Source organism: Pedobacter sp. 10L46_2 (assembly GCF_056395165.1).
Genome location: NZ_JBFTIZ010000054.1, coordinates 1 through 16,736 on the forward strand (window position 1 = coordinate 1; position 16,736 = coordinate 16,736).

The 16,736-nt window shown below is 41.0% G+C and carries 11 protein-coding genes; 3 read left to right on the forward strand and 8 right to left on the reverse strand.

From position 1 onward, the window contains the following. From AC1DDX_RS08295 to AC1DDX_RS08305, 3 genes are all read left to right on the forward strand, one after another. The coding region (locus AC1DDX_RS08295; RefSeq protein ID WP_477621944.1) for a DUF4382 domain-containing protein at nt 1-753 on the forward strand (753 nt) is incomplete at its 5' end. A gap of 42 nt (nt 754-795) precedes the next feature. After that, entirely contained in the window at nt 796-1,317 is a 522-nt protein-coding gene (locus tag AC1DDX_RS08300) for a hypothetical protein (RefSeq protein ID WP_172660233.1), read from the forward strand. A gap of 167 nt (nt 1,318-1,484) precedes the next feature. Next, nucleotides 1,485-3,023: a hypothetical protein gene (locus tag AC1DDX_RS08305; protein WP_246269457.1), complete on the forward strand. Its 1,539-nt coding sequence runs from the start codon at nt 1,485-1,487 to the stop codon at nt 3,021-3,023. A gap of 144 nt (nt 3,024-3,167) precedes the next feature. On the opposite strand, the gene AC1DDX_RS08310 is transcribed toward AC1DDX_RS08305, so the two are convergent. The 8 genes from AC1DDX_RS08310 to AC1DDX_RS08345 all read right to left on the reverse strand — a co-directional run. Beyond that, nucleotides 3,168-4,496: a polysaccharide lyase 6 family protein gene (locus tag AC1DDX_RS08310; RefSeq protein WP_477621945.1), complete on the reverse strand. Its 1,329-nt coding sequence runs from the start codon at nt 4,494-4,496 to the stop codon at nt 3,168-3,170. A gap of 5 nt (nt 4,497-4,501) precedes the next feature. Continuing rightward, entirely contained in the window at nt 4,502-5,938 is a 1,437-nt protein-coding gene (locus tag AC1DDX_RS08315) for an alpha-L-fucosidase (RefSeq protein ID WP_337716886.1), read from the reverse strand. Nucleotides 5,939-6,035: 97 nt separating this feature from the next. Beyond that, the gene (locus AC1DDX_RS08320) at nt 6,036-7,223 is read right to left on the reverse strand and encodes a glycoside hydrolase family 88 protein (RefSeq protein WP_337716884.1); all 1,188 of its coding nucleotides are present in this window, start codon (nt 7,221-7,223) and stop codon (nt 6,036-6,038) included. 23 nt (nt 7,224-7,246) lie between these two features. After that, nucleotides 7,247-9,127 carry an alpha-L-fucosidase gene (locus tag AC1DDX_RS08325; protein ID WP_337716882.1) on the reverse strand — a complete coding sequence of 627 codons (1,881 nt, stop codon included), beginning with the start codon at nt 9,125-9,127 and terminating at the stop codon, nt 7,247-7,249. Further along, complete coding sequence (locus AC1DDX_RS08330; protein WP_172660228.1) at nt 9,115-10,278, reverse strand: alginate lyase family protein; 1,164 nt, start codon at nt 10,276-10,278, stop codon at nt 9,115-9,117. Before AC1DDX_RS08330 ends, AC1DDX_RS08325 begins: the two co-directional genes overlap by 13 nt. A gap of 5 nt (nt 10,279-10,283) precedes the next feature. Continuing rightward, nucleotides 10,284-12,431: a glycoside hydrolase family 31 protein gene (locus AC1DDX_RS08335; protein ID WP_337716880.1), complete on the reverse strand. Its 2,148-nt coding sequence runs from the start codon at nt 12,429-12,431 to the stop codon at nt 10,284-10,286. A gap of 10 nt (nt 12,432-12,441) precedes the next feature. Next, nucleotides 12,442-14,994, reverse strand: a complete 2,553-nt coding sequence (locus AC1DDX_RS08340; RefSeq protein WP_337716878.1) for a glycoside hydrolase family 95 protein — start codon at nt 14,992-14,994, stop codon at nt 12,442-12,444. 9 nt (nt 14,995-15,003) lie between these two features. Further along, on the reverse strand, nt 15,004-16,736 hold a 1,733-nt coding region (locus AC1DDX_RS08345; protein ID WP_477621946.1), incomplete at its 5' end, for a glycoside hydrolase family 2 TIM barrel-domain containing protein.

The window sequence follows — 16,736 nt, forward strand, 5'->3', positions numbered from 1 at the left end:
GTATTGGTTATTGCAATAGCATCACTTATAGGTTGTAAAAAAGACAGTCAGGCTTCTGGCACTACTAAGGTAGAGATCAGGATGACTGATGCTCCGGGAGATTTTGACGCTATCAATTTAAATGTAAAGCAAGTAATTCTGCTTTCGGGCGGTAAACCTTACACCTTTGAGGTTGATCATGGAATATTCAACATTCTTGATTTTCGAATTGGCACCAGTAATCCTGATATCTTAGTGGCCTCTGGCGATATGCCATCTGGCGAGATCACTGAGATCAGACTCGTGCTTTATGACAACAATACCATCGTTGTTGATGGCCAGGTACAAGATTTAAAAACACCTAGTGCACAAAGCTCTGGATGGAAAGTAAAACTTACAGAAAATCCTGAATTGTTGCCAGGGGTTACTTATTCTCTGCTTCTTGACTTTGATGCAGCTAAATCTATTGTTGCAACTGGAAATGGAAAATATATACTTAAACCTGTTGTTAGAGGTGTTACCGTTGCAACATCTGGTTTAATTTCTGGTGTAGTATTACCACTAACAAGTCACCCGGAAGTTTTGGTTATCGCCGGAACTGATACCGTTGGAACTGTAACAAATGCTACAGGTATGTTTACTGTTGGAGGGTTAGCCACAGGAAACTATACTGTAAAAATATTACCTGTTGAGGGTTTTGCAGAAACTACTATTCCTAATGTTTCTGTCACAGCTGGTCAGAATACCAGTATTGGTACCATTAATTTACAATAAACATTATTACCATTTTTTAACACACACTTAAAACATTTGGTTATGAAAAAGCTATTATTTTTAACATTACTTGCGGCAATTGGGCTTTTGCCTAACAAGTCAGATGCTCAGGTTAGCCTTAGCGTAAACATTGGTTCTCAGCCCGCATGGGGCCCTTCAGGCTATGATCATGCTGATTATTATTATATGCCTGATATTGAGAGTTACTATTATGTTCCTACCAGACAGTTTATTTACCTGAGTAATGGGAACTGGACTTTCTCTGCGGGCCTACCTCCAAGATACAGAGATTACGATTTATACCATGGATATAAGGTGGTTATTAATTCACCTGAGCCATATCGCTATTATAGAGACCATAGGGTAAGATATGCGAGATACAGATCATACCGTTCTCAACCGGTTCGTTACAGCCGTCAGGTGCGCTATGTAGATAGAGGTTATGACAGACACGATTCTTATAAGTATAAAAAATACAAAGGCAACGACAGAGGCTGGAAGGGTGATCGTGGAAGAGGACACGGAAACGGTCATGGCAATGGTCATGGGCATGGAAAACATTAGAGTTACATTTTTTAGTTAAAAGGCTTTGAACCGGATGGTTCAGGGCCTTTTTTGTTTCAACATGCCAACTCGGTTGATTATTGTGCCAAGTACAGAGAGTAAAAATCCCTCAATTATTGCTCAATTGCATGTGTACAACTGACAATAAGCACCAGTAATATTAAAAAATGAGCAGCAACAAAAACATACTAAAGGCATTCTATCTTATTCTGATAAGCTCTTGTCTGTTTATCTACCCCATTATCATTTCCTTTAAAAAGGACGGCACTTTTTGGAAGTCAAAATTTCTTACCGTAAATAAGGATGGCAGCATTACTTATATCCCCGATGAAAATGGAAATACCATTCCTGATTTCAGTAATGTTGGCTATCATCATGGATTAATAGAAATACCTGATATAAAAGTAGTTAAAAACCTTAATCCGGTACAGGGTGATGCAGGAAAGGCAATTCAGCAGGCTATTGACGAAGTTGCGGCTTTAGCACCCGATAGAAATGGATATAGAGGGGCTATCCTACTTAAGAAAGGGAGCTATCCCATTTCCGGAAGCATTTCTATACAAACAAGTGGTATCATTTTACGCGGAGAGGGCGGTGTTACAAAGCTTATTGCAACCGGAAAAGGACAAAGATCTCTAATTAAAGTAAGTGGAAAGGGAAAGGTTATTGAAGTAAAAAACAGCAGGGTAGAAATTGTTGATGACTATGTACCAACAGGTGCTAAATCTTTCAATATAGCATCATCAGAAGGCTTAAAAAAAGGCGATCGTATAATAGTTTTCAGACCAGGAACGGAAGCATGGATTCATGACTTAAAGATGGATCAGATTATTGCCAGAGATGGTACAAAGCAATGGACAGCACAAGAATACAACCTTAGTTATGAGCGACAAATAACGGCTATTAACGGCAATAAGATTTCTATAGACAACCCGATTGTAATGTCTATGGATAAAAAATACGGTGGTGGTGAGGTATTCAAATATCAGTATGCAGGCAGATTAGCCGAAAACGGAATAGAAAACATGCGTTTTGAATCGGAATTTGTTGGTGATGTTGATGAAGACCATGCCTGGGTTGCAGTTGAATTTGATCATATCGAAAATGGATGGGTAAGGAATGTGAGTTCTTACTATTTTGGCAACTCCTGCGTGAGTCTTAGACCAGGTGCTAAAAACATAACAGTAACTGATTCTAAGTGCTTTGATGCAAAATCTATCATTACAGGTGGCAGAAGATATTCTTTTAATAATGAAGGTCAGCAAAACCTTTTTCAGAATCTCGAAACTACTGAAGGACGCCATGATTATGTTACAGGCGCCCGCGTTAATGGACCGAATGTTTTTTACAACTGCAAATCCAGAAAAACACATGCCGATATTGGACCACACCACAGGTGGGCTTCAGGAACATTATACGATAATATAGATACCGATGGAGAAATTAATGTGCAGGATCGTGGCAACTGGGGCAGCGGACATGGTTGGTCGGGTGTAACTCAGGTATTATGGAACTGCAAGGTATCAGGCGCAGCAGTACAAAACCCATGGGTTTCTGGAAAAAACTATGCAATAGGTTTACGAGGCAAAAAACTAAAAGGTCGCTTGGATGGTAAAGAAAGTGGAGAATGGGAAGGTCTAAACCAATCAGATTTGGAGCCTTCTTCTTTGTTTAAAGCACAGTTGAAAGCAAGAAGTACAAAATAAACCTGACAGGTTAAACTCTTGTACATGCTAGTACTCCTGCTTTCCTAAAAAATCACCTTCTTAGAGGAGGCCTAGGAACTTTTGCCCTTTTTAGCGATGCGGGCAAAAGGTTCCAGACTCCGAAAAGAACGGTTATTTTTGCCTTTATTCGATTTTAAATACCTCGGTCATGCCTTTTTCCCAAGATGGGCCAATAGCTTCGGTTTTCCAAAAAGGCTCATGGGCTAACTCATCAGGCCTTAAGTACAATCCATTTTGATCCTTTTTTAACTTAATATTTTGAACAGCAAAACCTCTTGGAAGCTCACCAAAAGCACTATTACCTACAATCAGGTTGTCTTTAAATTCAATTTCTACCTTGTTATCATTCCATTTTAGCGGTTCATGTTCGGTTACAATTACATTTTTTGAGAAAATGGTGTTTAATGGTGGCAAATACCTGCCTGGATTATAACCAGCACTTATTGAAAAGGGTTCAGTAGCGTTAATGATCAGGTTGTTGATGATACTTGCGTTTTTAACCTGCCAGTGGCTTTTAAGTTCCGGATTTGGTAATCCGGCCATAATAGAAATTGCTGCGCTAACACTCTTTCCTGTAATACCTTGCAGGTAATTGTCGTGCACGTTATGCCCTTCGGCAATTATCCTTATTCCGCCTGTACCTGGTTTATTGTTGCCTATAAAGTAGTTTCCGTATACTTCTGAGTTATTGCCATGGCGCAGGGTAAGTGTTGCTTTACATTCATAAAACAGGTTGTTGCGGATAATATTTTTGCACGATTTAATAGATACAGCTTCCAATTCTCCGTCGCAATGTTCAAATATGTTGTTTTCAATGATGGTCTTTGAATCATGAAGGGACCAGGTGCTGTTACCTATCCTTAAAGTTTCACCGCCATTACCTCCCAATTCCGGTCTTTCTCCAAAATAGTTATGGTCTATTCTGTGGTAGTTAGGCTTGTCTGACAGCCATACCGTAAGGGTAACCCCCTGATGGCTTTTACCTTTGATAAAGCAATGATCTACCCTGTTATTAAAACCATTCATAGATATCCATCGATAATCAGCTGTTTTATCTGGGTTATTATATTCAACAATAGCAGTATTCGTTAGTCTGCACCATGTTGATTTGGTTGAGAATAGTACTACATCACCCTTGTCGATATATCCATTTGCAAAGGAAAGACCATCCACGACCAGCCATGCACCATCAATTTTAAGCGTAGAATTTCCACTTAGTGTGATACTGCCGGGTGTTGCGCTGGTAAGAGTAACAGGCTGAWTTTTGGTGCCTGTTCCTTTAAATACCAATTGCTGATCTTTCCATTCTCCGACTTGCATAATCACCTTATCACCTGGTTTTAAATGTAAAACTTCCAGATCTTTAGCCGATTTTATTTTGTATTCTTTTGCGCTTAAAGCAGAGTTAAATCCCAGAAAAAGGATTAATCCCAGAACTATATTTTTCTTCATTATAATTAATCTAGTGCTCCTGTTTTCATTGCTTCTTTGGGCTTCGTCTGAATTTGATTTCCAACAATACCTTCAAACTCAACCTTTATTACACTTGCAATTGCATCTGGCGCTGCCGAAGGTAGTGCTATGGTTAAAACACCATTTTCTGTAGCGGTTTTCAGCTTGCTTTTTGTGGCTAACAATGTAGCTGAAAGCACTTCATTTTTAAGATTAGGAATAACCAATTTGCCATCTGATGGCCAATTAAATACAGAGAAATAAAGCGTGGTACCTTTGGCTGTTTCTTTTCGGGTACAGCGTCCCCATTCTAGCGGGGGTATCGGACTTGATTTGGTCGCGTAAATCGCTTCGCTATTTACTTTCATCCAATTGCCAATGGCTTTTAATCGTTCTATGCTTTCCTCAGGAAAAGTTCCATCTGGCTTAGGCCCTATGTTCAATAGGTAATTACCACCTTTAGAGGCAATATCGGCAAGGTTTCTGATCAGCGTTTCTGTCGATTTCCATTTGGTATCTGAAGTTCTAAATCCCCAGGTTCCGTTCATGGTCATGCAGGTTTCCCAGTCCATTCCATCCAACTCTGCCTGATTGGGTATTTTTTGTTCAGGAGTTTTGGTATCTCCCGGAAAATTAGGACGTTTTAAACGGTCGTTGGTAATAATCTGAGGTTGTGTTTTTAAGGCATCCTGTAATTTCAACGCTGCTTCATCTGTCATGTTTGTTGGGGTATCCCACCATAGCACCGCTATATCGCCATAATTGGTCATCAGTTCTTTAACCTGAGGTACCGATACCTCATCAATATACTGAGCAAAGGATTTGGTTTCCTGGGCAGGATCCCAATGTCCATGATGAGCTTCAGTGTAAGCGTCGACCTTTGCCGAGTCCGGATTTAACCAGCCTTCAGTCATTACCTTTCTTGCTGCAGATCCTCCTGCGTTATTCCAATCTTGGGCCTGCGAGTAGTAAAAGCCAAGTTTCATTCCTTGCTTTTTACAAGCTTCAGCCAAAGGCTTTAACAGATCTTTACCGTATGGCGTGGCATCAGTTATGTCCCACTTGCTGGCTTTTGAGTTAAACAAGGCAAATCCATCATGATGTTTAGCAGTAATGATGATATATTTCATGCCTGCGTCTTTTGCCATTTTTACCCATGCATCCGGATCGTATTTTACAGGATTAAAACTTTTAGCCATTTCCTGATATTCGGCTACCGGGATTTTAGAACGGTTCATGATCCATTCGGCCCCACCCCTAAGTTGTTCATGACCTTTATAAACCCCTGCAAACTGTGCGTAAACACCCCAGTGAATGAACATTCCAAACTTGGCCTCTCGCCACCATTTCATACGTTCATCTTTAGATAATTGTTTCTGACTGTAGCCTGTTTGTCCCAGAAAGAGAAGCGCTAACGTTATTGAAAATAGTATTCTACGCATGTTATATTTTGATAAATGTAATTGAGCAATACCTAAATTAGGGAGTAATAACTGGTTAATACTCTTTGTTTTTTGCCTATCGTTCAGCCTAATTGGCTTATTTATTTAATGCTTTGTATCTTAAAAGTGCTTCCAGATAATAATAATCTGCATAAGAAATCGGTACATCTACTTCGCTGTTAGATGGCTTTGAACCTGTACTGTGTAATAAAATAAAGCCCTTATTCTCTCCTTCAGGTGAAATATACTTTGTGCTTAAACTCTGCAACATGAGATTGGCTTTACTTTTATATAAATTCTTATTGCTGCTATATTTGCTTAATTCGTAAAGACCAGACACAATTACTGCAGCAGCAGAAGCATCTCGAGGCTCATTAGGTATACCAGGGGCATCAAAGTCCCAGTAAGGCACCAGGTCTTTTGGCATGTTTTTGTGATTAAGAATAAAGGCTGTAACATGCTCTGCCTGATTTAAATATGCTGGATCTTTTGTATAGCGATAACACATAGTATAACCATACAGCGCCCATGCCTGCCCTCTTGCCCATGCCGATTCATGACTATATCCCTGATGGGTATTCTTTTTTAAAACCGCCCCTGTGTTTGGATCATAATCGATAACATGATAAGAGCTATAATCTGCACGGAAATGATTCTTCATCGTAGTGTTGGCATGGCTCACAGCAATTTTATAGAATGATGAATCACCCGTAAGCTTAGTTGCTTCAAAAAGCAGTTCCAGATTCATCATATTGTCTATAATTACCGGGTTCACCCACTTATCCGTACTATGATCCCATGATCGGATCACTCCAGTTTTAGGATTAAATCTTTTACTCAATGTCTGCGCAGATTCGATAATTACTTCTTTGTAGTGTGGATCTTTGGTAAGCCTGTATCCGGTTCCGATACTGCAGTACACTTTAAACCCCATATCGTGGGTTACGCCATTTAGCTTTTCCTTTTCTATGTCAGCAGAAAATTTCTTTGCCTGTGTCAGCCAGTTTTCTTTACCTGTATATTCGTATAAAAACCATAGTTCTCCTGGGAAAAAACCGCTTGTCCAGTCTTTGGAGGCTACCAGTTTTAAATTGCCATGATCTAACGTTCTGGGCGAAACCAGTTCGGATTTACCGGAAGCTGCCTTTGCCTGATCTACTTCTTTAAGCATCAACTCTGTTTGTTGCGATGCCTGCTCAAATGCCTTTTTTACATTGATCTTTTGCGCAAGGGATGGTAATTGAAAAACAGATAAAATAAGTGCGGTAGAAATATATTTATTCATGATTGGGTAATGCTTTATAGGTTTTATTGAATAGGAATTAGCTGTACCTCTAACAGTTTCATTAGCTCAGCTCCTTTAATTTGTGTTGGTTTAATGGTAAGCAGTTGTATACCCACCGACGCCGAAATAACACCTGCATCCTGTGAGGTTACCATTCCATCGGCCGGAGGAACTACGGATGTGTTAATTTTAGTAGTTCCCAATTGGATTTCATAAGCAGCTCCAGAAGTTGAGCCTGCAATATATTTAACTACTACTTTATATTTGGCTGCTTGAAGTGATTTTAAGGTCCACGATAGGTATTGGTCCTTTAGCCTCCACCCATCCACATAATAGCGGTCTGCTTTACCATCGCCAAAAGTAAATTTCTTACCATGCAGTTGGGCATCAAAAGCAAGCAGTCTGTTGGTAGTGTTTTTTACTAACCGTCTTACCGTATCGGCAAGTATATTGCCTTTTACTTCCAGTACAACAACAGCATCAATAGCATCTGGCACTTTTTGAGGCAAAGTGACTACAGCATCTTCAGGCGTTAAGCGTTTGATTATCAATTTCTTTTCCGAAGGATCCGCCAAAAGATAAGCGTTACTTACATTGCTCTTTAAGCCTCCAACAAGCAGATTACCATCCGCTGGCCAGTCAAATACATGAAGGTAAAGCAGGTTAGCTTTCTGAGTAATAACACCCCATGCAGGGATAGGTAAGGCTGAACGTTTTGTGCCTTTAATGCTGGCTGAATTGGTTTTCATCCAGGTTCCTATTTCATCTAATATCCTGATATCTTTTTCATCAAAACTACCATCGCCTTTTGGACCAATATTCATTAAAAGATTACCACCCCTTGAAGCACTGGTTGCCAGAAGTTGTATAAAGAATTTAGGAGATTTATGACTGTTGTCGTGTTTTGAGTAACCATACGACTCATTCGTTGTTGGAATTGCCTCTGAGTCGCCTTCTACCGTTCTCAGTTCGGCTGGCCTATCGCCCGTGTTTAGGTAATCGCCAAAGTTGCCGTAATTACTTCTTGCAAGTCTGCCGTTGACAACGATATTTGGATCTGTTTCACGGATGGCTTCCAGTATCCTCAGATTTTCAGAAAGCGGTAGTTTATGTGGGGTATCAAACCAAAGTATATCGGGATGATACTTGTTAATTAACTCTTTTATTTGAGGAATGGCCTTTTGATCTACATATTTCACAGCTTTAGGAAGCCATTCCGGGTGACTATCGAACCAGTTTGCACCACCCAATAATTTATCACCTCCGGGATTTTGGTATTCCCAGTCGTTTCCGGGTGCATCGGGATGTTCCCAGTCAAAAGCATGAGAATAATAAAATCCAAACTTCATGTTGTACTTTTTAGCTGCTGCTGCCAGTTCCGCCATTGGATCTCTCTTAAACGGTGTTTGTTGCATTACATTAAAATCGAACACTTTACTGTCATACATTGCAAAGCCATCGTGATGTTTAGCGGTAATGATAAAGTACCCCACACCAGCATTCTTTGCTTTTAAAATCCATTCTTCGGCATTAAATTTTAATGGGTTAAATTCATGTGCCAGATCAAGATATGCGGCCCTTGTGATCTTTTCTTTCCGCATCAAATGTTCCGAATAGCCATTTACTTTTTTGCCTTTCCACTCTCCCGCAGGGTTTGAGTAAAGTCCCCAATGAATGAACATTCCAAAGCGTGCCTCTCGCCACCACGCGATGCGCTGATCGTGCGTTTTCATAGATTTGCGCCACCATCCTGCTGTTGCTGCATCTATGGCTTTCTGATCTCTTTGCAAGGCCTGATTAAACATGTTTACATCTTCATCTCCCGAAACCTGACTCTGTGCGGTGCTGCACAATAGCAGAAGTAATAGAAATAAAGAAATGTTTTTATAGTTTAGTTTAGCCATATCAAAGGATTTCTTACCGGTAGGTTTCTGATTACTTCTTCTACTTTTGGGTCATGCTCCAGCTTTAACCAGGTGTTTAACCATTCTGTTTTATGAAATGCCTGTGCTCCAAATATCAAAGCTGGCTGTGCAACGGGCCAGTTTTCCCAATACATCACATCAGGTTTTAAAGTCCACTTGCTTTTATCAGCCAGGTAAGGATAAAGATAGCTAATCCCCTTCTCAATAGATTTCCCGTCAACCGTCTTATACTCCCATAAATTATCGGTTTTAGTAGAAAGTATCTGGCAAAGCGTAGTCATGGCATCTAAATTAAAAATGGAATAACCATAAGGTTTTGTTCTCGACAGTTCTCTCGGAAAGCTTCCATCTACCGCCATTTGATCTGGCAACAACACTGTTTTATACCTTTCTTTGCAAAAGTTAAGCAATTTCTCATCCCCTGTAAGTTTAGCAAAGGATGCGACCTGCATGGTAAAGCAGGTTCCATGATTGTTCTGAGCATTCATTTCTGCTTTGCCATAAGGATGGCTCATTAACCAGCCCAGGTATTCTGTAAACCATTTTCTGGTTCCCGATAAAACCTTTGGATCTAGTACCTGTTGCATCACTATAACACCTTGTGCAACCTCTAATAGTTGTATGGTATCAATTATTCCTATCCCTCTGCCTGTAAACCTGCCTTTAATTGCCTGTGCATATTGCAGGTTTGCATTCATTAAAGTAGCAGCATTTATAAACCAGGCTTCTAAATGAACCATTGCCTGCTTTACATATTTATCATCTCCTGTTATTTTATAAGCAGATGCAAGTGCTCCAATGATTTTGCTGAACCGGATCATCGCCAACCGATGGGCAACAAAATTATCCGGATTGGTCATCCCATCTTTTTGAATATAAGGCGCGTTTGCATCTTTAGGATCAGGCCACCAGTAGTCGCCCTCCGAATAGAAGTCGTGCTTACCACCTGCACTTCTTAAGGAAGTTTCGGCTGTAACGGTAACCGGTTCTTGCTGCATAGCCCAGTTGGCCTGCTCCATTATCTGCGTTTTTAACACATTAACAGGCGCTTTTTTTATGGATGAACACGATTGCTGCACCATCATTACCACTATGGCTGTAAAGAAGATAAGTACGAATTTTCTAATCATTGCTGCTAATTGGTCATTGCTTTAAAAGTTACTTTATCAATTGTATTTGGCTTTCCGTTTTCGGCTTTAGATATACTTGTTTTCAGTTTACCACCTGCTGTTTTAGAGATGCTGATCTCTCTAAAGCTATACCCTCCTTTTTCATAATTAAAGGTCTCACCATCATCATCATAAAGCTGATATTTTGCAGGCTTGCTACCATAATACCTGATTTCCAGATTTACTTTTTCGTTAGGTTTTGGTGCATGTAGTAAGGCCGGCCCCATTGGGATAATGCCACCGTCTTTAACATATACAGGTATTTTATCCAGTCCTGGTGTAACAGTGATCACCTCTCCATCACCCGCATATTTACCGGTATAAAAATCGAACCATTTGCCTTTAGGAAATATTACTGTGCGCGTTTGCTTTCCGGTAAACATAGGAGCAACTAACAGATACTCGCCTGCCATGTACTGATCTTTAACCTCTTTACTCACTGCCTCTACATAAGGATTATCTTCAAGATTGGTGCTTTTTACTTCTTTTTTAACATCAGATTGATAACCTTCCTCCAGGTTCATTGCCCTAAACGGAGGGATTCCCTGAAAGTGGTATTTCGCAAACTCGCTGTACCAGTAAGGCATCATTTGCATACGCAAAATTGCCATGTCTTTCACTTGCTGTTCTACTTCCGGGTACGACCACGGTTTTGTACCGCTAGACCACGCATTGATCATTGCCATTGGCGAGAAAACTACCGACTGCATACGACGCAACCATTCCTCTCCGGTTTTAGATGCCCTCGCTTCGGGAGTCCACAATACCCCAGCAAAACTGCTGTTTATTAAAGCGGTAATAAAATCTTCATGGTTATAGTAATCGTTATAAATTACATAAGGCAATGAACTGCCACCACCATTAGAAGCCCGTACCAATCCATAAGTACGTTGGTTACGCTCATGATATAAGGCAGCGCTGTAGCGCTGAATAAGCAGGCCATAGGTTTGGCGCAATTGCTCTGCACTTTTACCCGATGGGAATATCGTTACATCAGGCCATAAATAATGGTCATAGCCATCTACCTCATCAAATTTATATCCGCTTATGCCAATATCTACCTGGCTCTTTTTAAGCTGTCCGAAGAAAATATCGCGGGCCTCGGGCATGGTTAGATCAGGAACTGCCCCAACCCAAACCGTATGGTCAGCAGTATAGGGTTTAATTGTCTTATAAATCGACGCTTCCGGCGATACATAAGGGTTAGTCCACAGGTTAAGTCTGATGCCTTTACCCAGCATCTCTTTTACAAAAGCAGCAGGTTCTGGATAGCGCTTAGTATCCCACTCAAATGTGCATGGGTAGGCTCTGCTTTGCCATCCCGGCTCCAGTCCGATAAAATCTAACGGAAAGCCTTTGTCCTGAAATGCTTTAGCTTCGTCTTCCACATCCTTAGAAGTAAACAAGGTTTTAACCCGCTGTGTAAAACCTAAACCCCAACGTGGTGGCAACACACCACCTCCATTAAGCAGGTTATACCTACGAACGGCATCTAATGGTTTTGGGCCTGCAAAAACATAAAACTCTACACCTTCTGCAGGAACAAGTATCTCTACACCATCAGAATAAGGGCGGGCCGACCAGCTTTTATCTGTATTACGATCTTTGGCTTCAGGCACGTTGGCACCATCTCTTTTAACCGAGGAACCTGCAAATACTTTTAAATAACGTGCTGAATTTACAAAAACGCCGTATCCATTAGATGAAACGTAAAATGGCGTTGGTGCATGGGTGCGTCCATTGTCTTTACCTCCATAATGATCTACATGGAGTTCAAGGATTTTACCGCGCTGGTGCACCGTTTGGAAGTTTAATCCAAAGCCATAAAGCTGCTCTTTTTTATCTAATGGAAAGCGCAGATAGGTTTTACCATCTGATAGTTTTCCGGTGATTTCGCTTTTTTCAAATGGGAATGGTGCATCACCCATGTTTTTTAGTCCATCAGCAGATGGTGTAGCACCTGAAGCAGTTAATAGGTTATAAGCCTCTGGTTTCCCGACACTGCCTTTCCATACACCTGGAGCCACTACTTCCCATTTAATATCCTGTGCGGCAAGATCAGTAGTTAAAAGTAAGAGCAACAGATACATCGGGTATTTAAATATTTTGTTCATGAAGGCAATTTTATAGGGTAATTATTTTATAGGTTTTTCCTTTTTCTGTTTTAAAATCAACTATATAGCCTTGCTGTACCGGAACAGATTGCAAAGCAGATTTAGCATTGTTCTTATATTGCGGTTTGTACGGTAGTTGTGTAAGTAGATTTGGGTTTGATCCGTTCACATGCTGTGCATCTGCTTCCACCACCTTTACTTTTTGCAAGGTTCTTAGGCGGCAGTTACCACCAATTTCCGACTTTATAAGTGCTTGTGCAAGCTTTCCGTTCTTCCAATCAAGGTTTACAACAAAATTGCCCCTGGCTTTAATTCCTTTTATGCTCCCTTCTTTCCAGGCATCTGGTAAGGCTGGCAATAAGCTTAGCATCCCGTCCTGACTTTGTAAAAGCATTTCGGTCATGCCTGCCGTTGCACCAAAGTTTCCATCAATCTGAAATGGAGGATGTGCATCAAAGAGATTGGGATAAGTTCCACCTCCGCTCATTTGTTCCTTTTCTTTTGTGGGGTCTATATAGGCAAAAGCATCTTCCAGTATTTTATAGGCATGATTGCCATCCTGTAACCTGGCCCACCAGTTTATTTTCCAGGCCATAGACCATCCTGTGCTTACATCTCCTCTGTATATCATAGATTGTTTTGCAGCGCTCGCCAGTTCAGGTGTTTCAAATACAGAAATCTGATTCCCGGGATATAAGCTAAACAAATGAGAGATGTGTCGATGGGTATCTTTTGGATCATCCCAATCCTGAAACCATTCCTGTAACTGACCATACTGACCAATATGAAACGGATACAGCTTCTCGCGTGCAGCGATCAGCTCTGCTCTAAAATCTGCATCCTCATTTAAGGCTTCCGAGGAAGCAATAATATCTGTAAAAAGCTGTCGCAGAATAGACATATCCATGGTTGAGGCCATAGAGAGCTGATATTCTTTACCTTTTATTTTTACCGTATTTTCAGGAGAGGTAGACGGATTTGTGATTAAATAATTGCTGTTAGGGTCCTTAATGAGCCATTGCAGCATAAACTCGGCAGCTCCTTTCATTAATGGATAAGCGGTATTTTTTAAGAAAACTTTGTCGCCAGTAAATTGGTAATGCTCATATAAATGGGTGCTAAACCAGGCACCACTCATAGGCCATGCAGACCATCTTGGCATCCCCTTAGGGTCTGAATCGTAACCACCTGGAGGGGAGCTCTTAGCCCAAAGATCAGAGTTGTGGTGTACCACCCAGCCCTTGTTTATATTATAATTAACCTTGGCTGTTTTAGCGCCATTTACCGCCAACTCCTTCATAAAATTAAACAGCGGCTCGTGACATTCAGAAAGGTTTGTGTTTTCTGCCAGCCAGTAATTCATCTCGGTATTAATGTTTGTGGTATAATTACTGCCCCAAGGTGGTTGTACCATATCATTCCAGATTCCCTGCAAATTGGAAGGTCGTGAACCTGGTCTGGATGCTGCAATCATTAAATACCTGCCAAACTGATAATACAATGTTTGCAATCCCTGATCGTTTTTGTTCTTTGCATATTGCAGCAAACGCTCATTTGTGGGTTGCTGTTCTGCCGCAGGGTTTGCTTTTAGCTGAAACCCTACTCTTTTAAACAACTGCTGATAATCGGCAACATGCTTAGCTTTTAAATCATTATATGCTTTTGCATAAACCTTGTCCAGATTTGCTTTAGTTTCAACGGAAGGGTCTTTGCCGTTTAAACCGGGAGATTTATCAAAGCCGTTAAAACTCGTGGCCTCTGACAAGTATATCGTCACTGCATTTGCATTGGCTACTTCTACCTGCTGGTTATTGATTTTTACGGTACCCCCTTCATTTTTTACTTTAATACGAATCTCGAAGTTCATCCCCTCTCCCGATTGCTCATCGTATTCTATTTGTTTCGGATCGTAATCTCTGTTTGCTACATATTTTGGTGCCTTCCCTGTAAGGATAAGCCCGTTCTGATCTGCACCATTAACATTAAACCGCAGCTTACTTGCTAACCCGGCTTTAAAGTTTAAAGCACCCGGCTTGCTGGAGGTTATCCTCACCAGTAATGCTTTATCCGGATAACTGGTAAAAACTTCTCTTTTGTAAGTTACCCCATCAATAGTATAATTCACTGCAGAAATGGCGGTATTGATATCCAGTTCTCTTTTGTATGATGTGGTTACACTATCCTTGCGGTTATCCAGAATATAAAGCTCGCCCAATGGTAAATACCTTGCCGAATATGGACCCTGCATCTTTTTCCAAAGTAGGGCAGCCTGATCGTAATTGCCTTCAAAAATTGCTTTACGAACCTGAGGCAAAACCTGCGGACCGTTAACATTGTTGCCAGCATCTGGAAAGCCAGACCAAAGTGTATTGTCGTTTAACTGGATGCGCTCGCGGTTTACGCGACCATAAACCATTGCGCCGGTTTTACCATTGCCTAAAGGCAATGCCTCTTCCCAGGCCTTTGCCGGTTTATTATACCACAATTTAAGGTTATTTGTTTGTGCCTCTGCGCCGATACTCATTAGGATAGCGCCTGATAATAAAGCCTGCTTTAATTTCATTGTACTCATTTAAAGTTCTATAAATGCAGAAGGTATTCCAGTTGCCTTAACACTGGCTACGCTTTTTCCGCCATTTAGTTTTACACTAATAATTGCATGCCCGTTACTTAGCTGCACTTTTCTCGATCCGCTGGAAGTCCCCTGATCGTCTACCAGACTTCCATCTCCAATTAAGCCAAATGTGATGTAATTTGCGGCATCCAGACACAATATACCTTTATCATCAGTCAATTTTACCTGAATTGTTGCAACTCCTTCTTTTTCTGAAACTTTTTCTAATACCATTTTAGCCGGTTTAGTCCATTTTGCAGTCTGGTACTGTTGACTGATCTCATCCGTTATAGTCTTACCATCCTTAGTAGCCACTACTTTAAAGTTATTGGTTCCTTCATTTAGTTTCACCATCCACCTTAAACCCAGCGCCGGGAAGCTTTTAATGTTTCGTTTTTTCTTGCCCAAACTTTTACCGTTCACAAAAAGCTCAGCTTCATCGCAATTAGAATATACTTTAACCATTTTTTCCTCTCCTGCATCTCCCCATCTTACCGGCCATGAATGTCCGTAAATATGTACCATCGGCATTTTTGTCCAATAGGCCTGAAAAACATAGTAAGATTCTTTTTTGGTAAAGTCTCGCTCTACAACCCCTTTTTGATTCACATAAGGAACAGGATTATCCGGACGAATTGGTGTAGAGAAATCTTTAAATGGCCAGTACGCTGTACCTGTTAACCAAGGCATAGATTCCTGCTCTTTTAAATGCCAGTCTATCAGGTTCACAATATAGCTTTCGCTCCAGTCGCCATCCTTAGATACCCTTGCACTACCTCCATATAATGATGCATCACCTTCTCTTTCATCTGCCCCTACGCCTGTTTTAACCAGGCTTAATGCTTTATCCGGACTCTCAGAATGGCGGCCGGCATGACTATCGCCACCCCATTCTACATGCAGAAAATGGTCTACACTTTCAAATTCCTTTTTAGAGGCTTCCTTATACTCCGTATAAATACCACGGTACCAACCTGCCCATATAGAAGGCGAATAAACATCAACAATGTCTTTGCAGAAATCACATCTTCTAATCGCTGTTTTCCTTGATGGATCCAGCTTATGCGAAAGGTCGTTTAACTCTTTCATAAAAGCCCTGATCTTGTCCTTCTCAAATTCAGCAAAATCCCCTGGCMAGTCATTTTCATTGCCAAGCCCCCAGATAATTATTGAGGCATGATTGTAATGCTGCTCAATCATATTGGTCAGCATCCTGCGTGCCTGATCTTTATAAATATCGCCACCTAAACCGCCACGGCACCATGGAATTTCCTCCCATACCAATATTCCCAGGCTGTCGCACAGATCAAGCACTATTCTCGATTGCTGATAATGGCCCAGGCGGATAAAGTTTACGCCCATATCTTTCATCATCATCATTTCCTGCTTTATCATGTCCTCGGTCATTGCCTGCGCTACTCCGGCATGATCTTCGTGCCTGTGCGTTCCTCTTAACAGCATTCTTTTGCCATTCAGCATGAAAGGGCCCTTTTTTACGAACTCGAAATTTCTGAACCCGATCTTTTCCTGGTGAACACTTGTTTCGCTTTTAACGTTCACAATAGTTTCAACGGTGTAAAGATTGGGTTGATCGGTAGACCAGAGTTTTGGGTTTTTAACCACGGTATCCCAAAGCACCTTATCGCCTGTAAAAGCCCTGATTTCCTTTTTCCAGCTCGAGATTACATTAC

Coding starts and splice junctions, on each gene's coding strand:
- AC1DDX_RS08300 (WP_172660233.1), top strand. CDS start 796: ATGAAAAAGCTATTATTTTTAACATTACTTGCGGCAATTGGGCTTTTG.
- AC1DDX_RS08305 (WP_246269457.1), top strand. CDS start 1,485: ATGAGCAGCAACAAAAACATACTAAAGGCATTCTATCTTATTCTGATA.
- AC1DDX_RS08315 (WP_337716886.1), bottom strand. CDS start 5,938: ATGCGTAGAATACTATTTTCAATAACGTTAGCGCTTCTCTTTCTGGGA.
- AC1DDX_RS08320 (WP_337716884.1), bottom strand. CDS start 7,223: ATGAATAAATATATTTCTACCGCACTTATTTTATCTGTTTTTCAATTA.
- AC1DDX_RS08325 (WP_337716882.1), bottom strand. CDS start 9,127: ATGGCTAAACTAAACTATAAAAACATTTCTTTATTTCTATTACTTCTG.
- AC1DDX_RS08330 (WP_172660228.1), bottom strand. CDS start 10,278: ATGATTAGAAAATTCGTACTTATCTTCTTTACAGCCATAGTGGTAATG.
- AC1DDX_RS08335 (WP_337716880.1), bottom strand. CDS start 12,431: ATGAACAAAATATTTAAATACCCGATGTATCTGTTGCTCTTACTTTTA.
- AC1DDX_RS08340 (WP_337716878.1), bottom strand. CDS start 14,994: ATGAAATTAAAGCAGGCTTTATTATCAGGCGCTATCCTAATGAGTATC.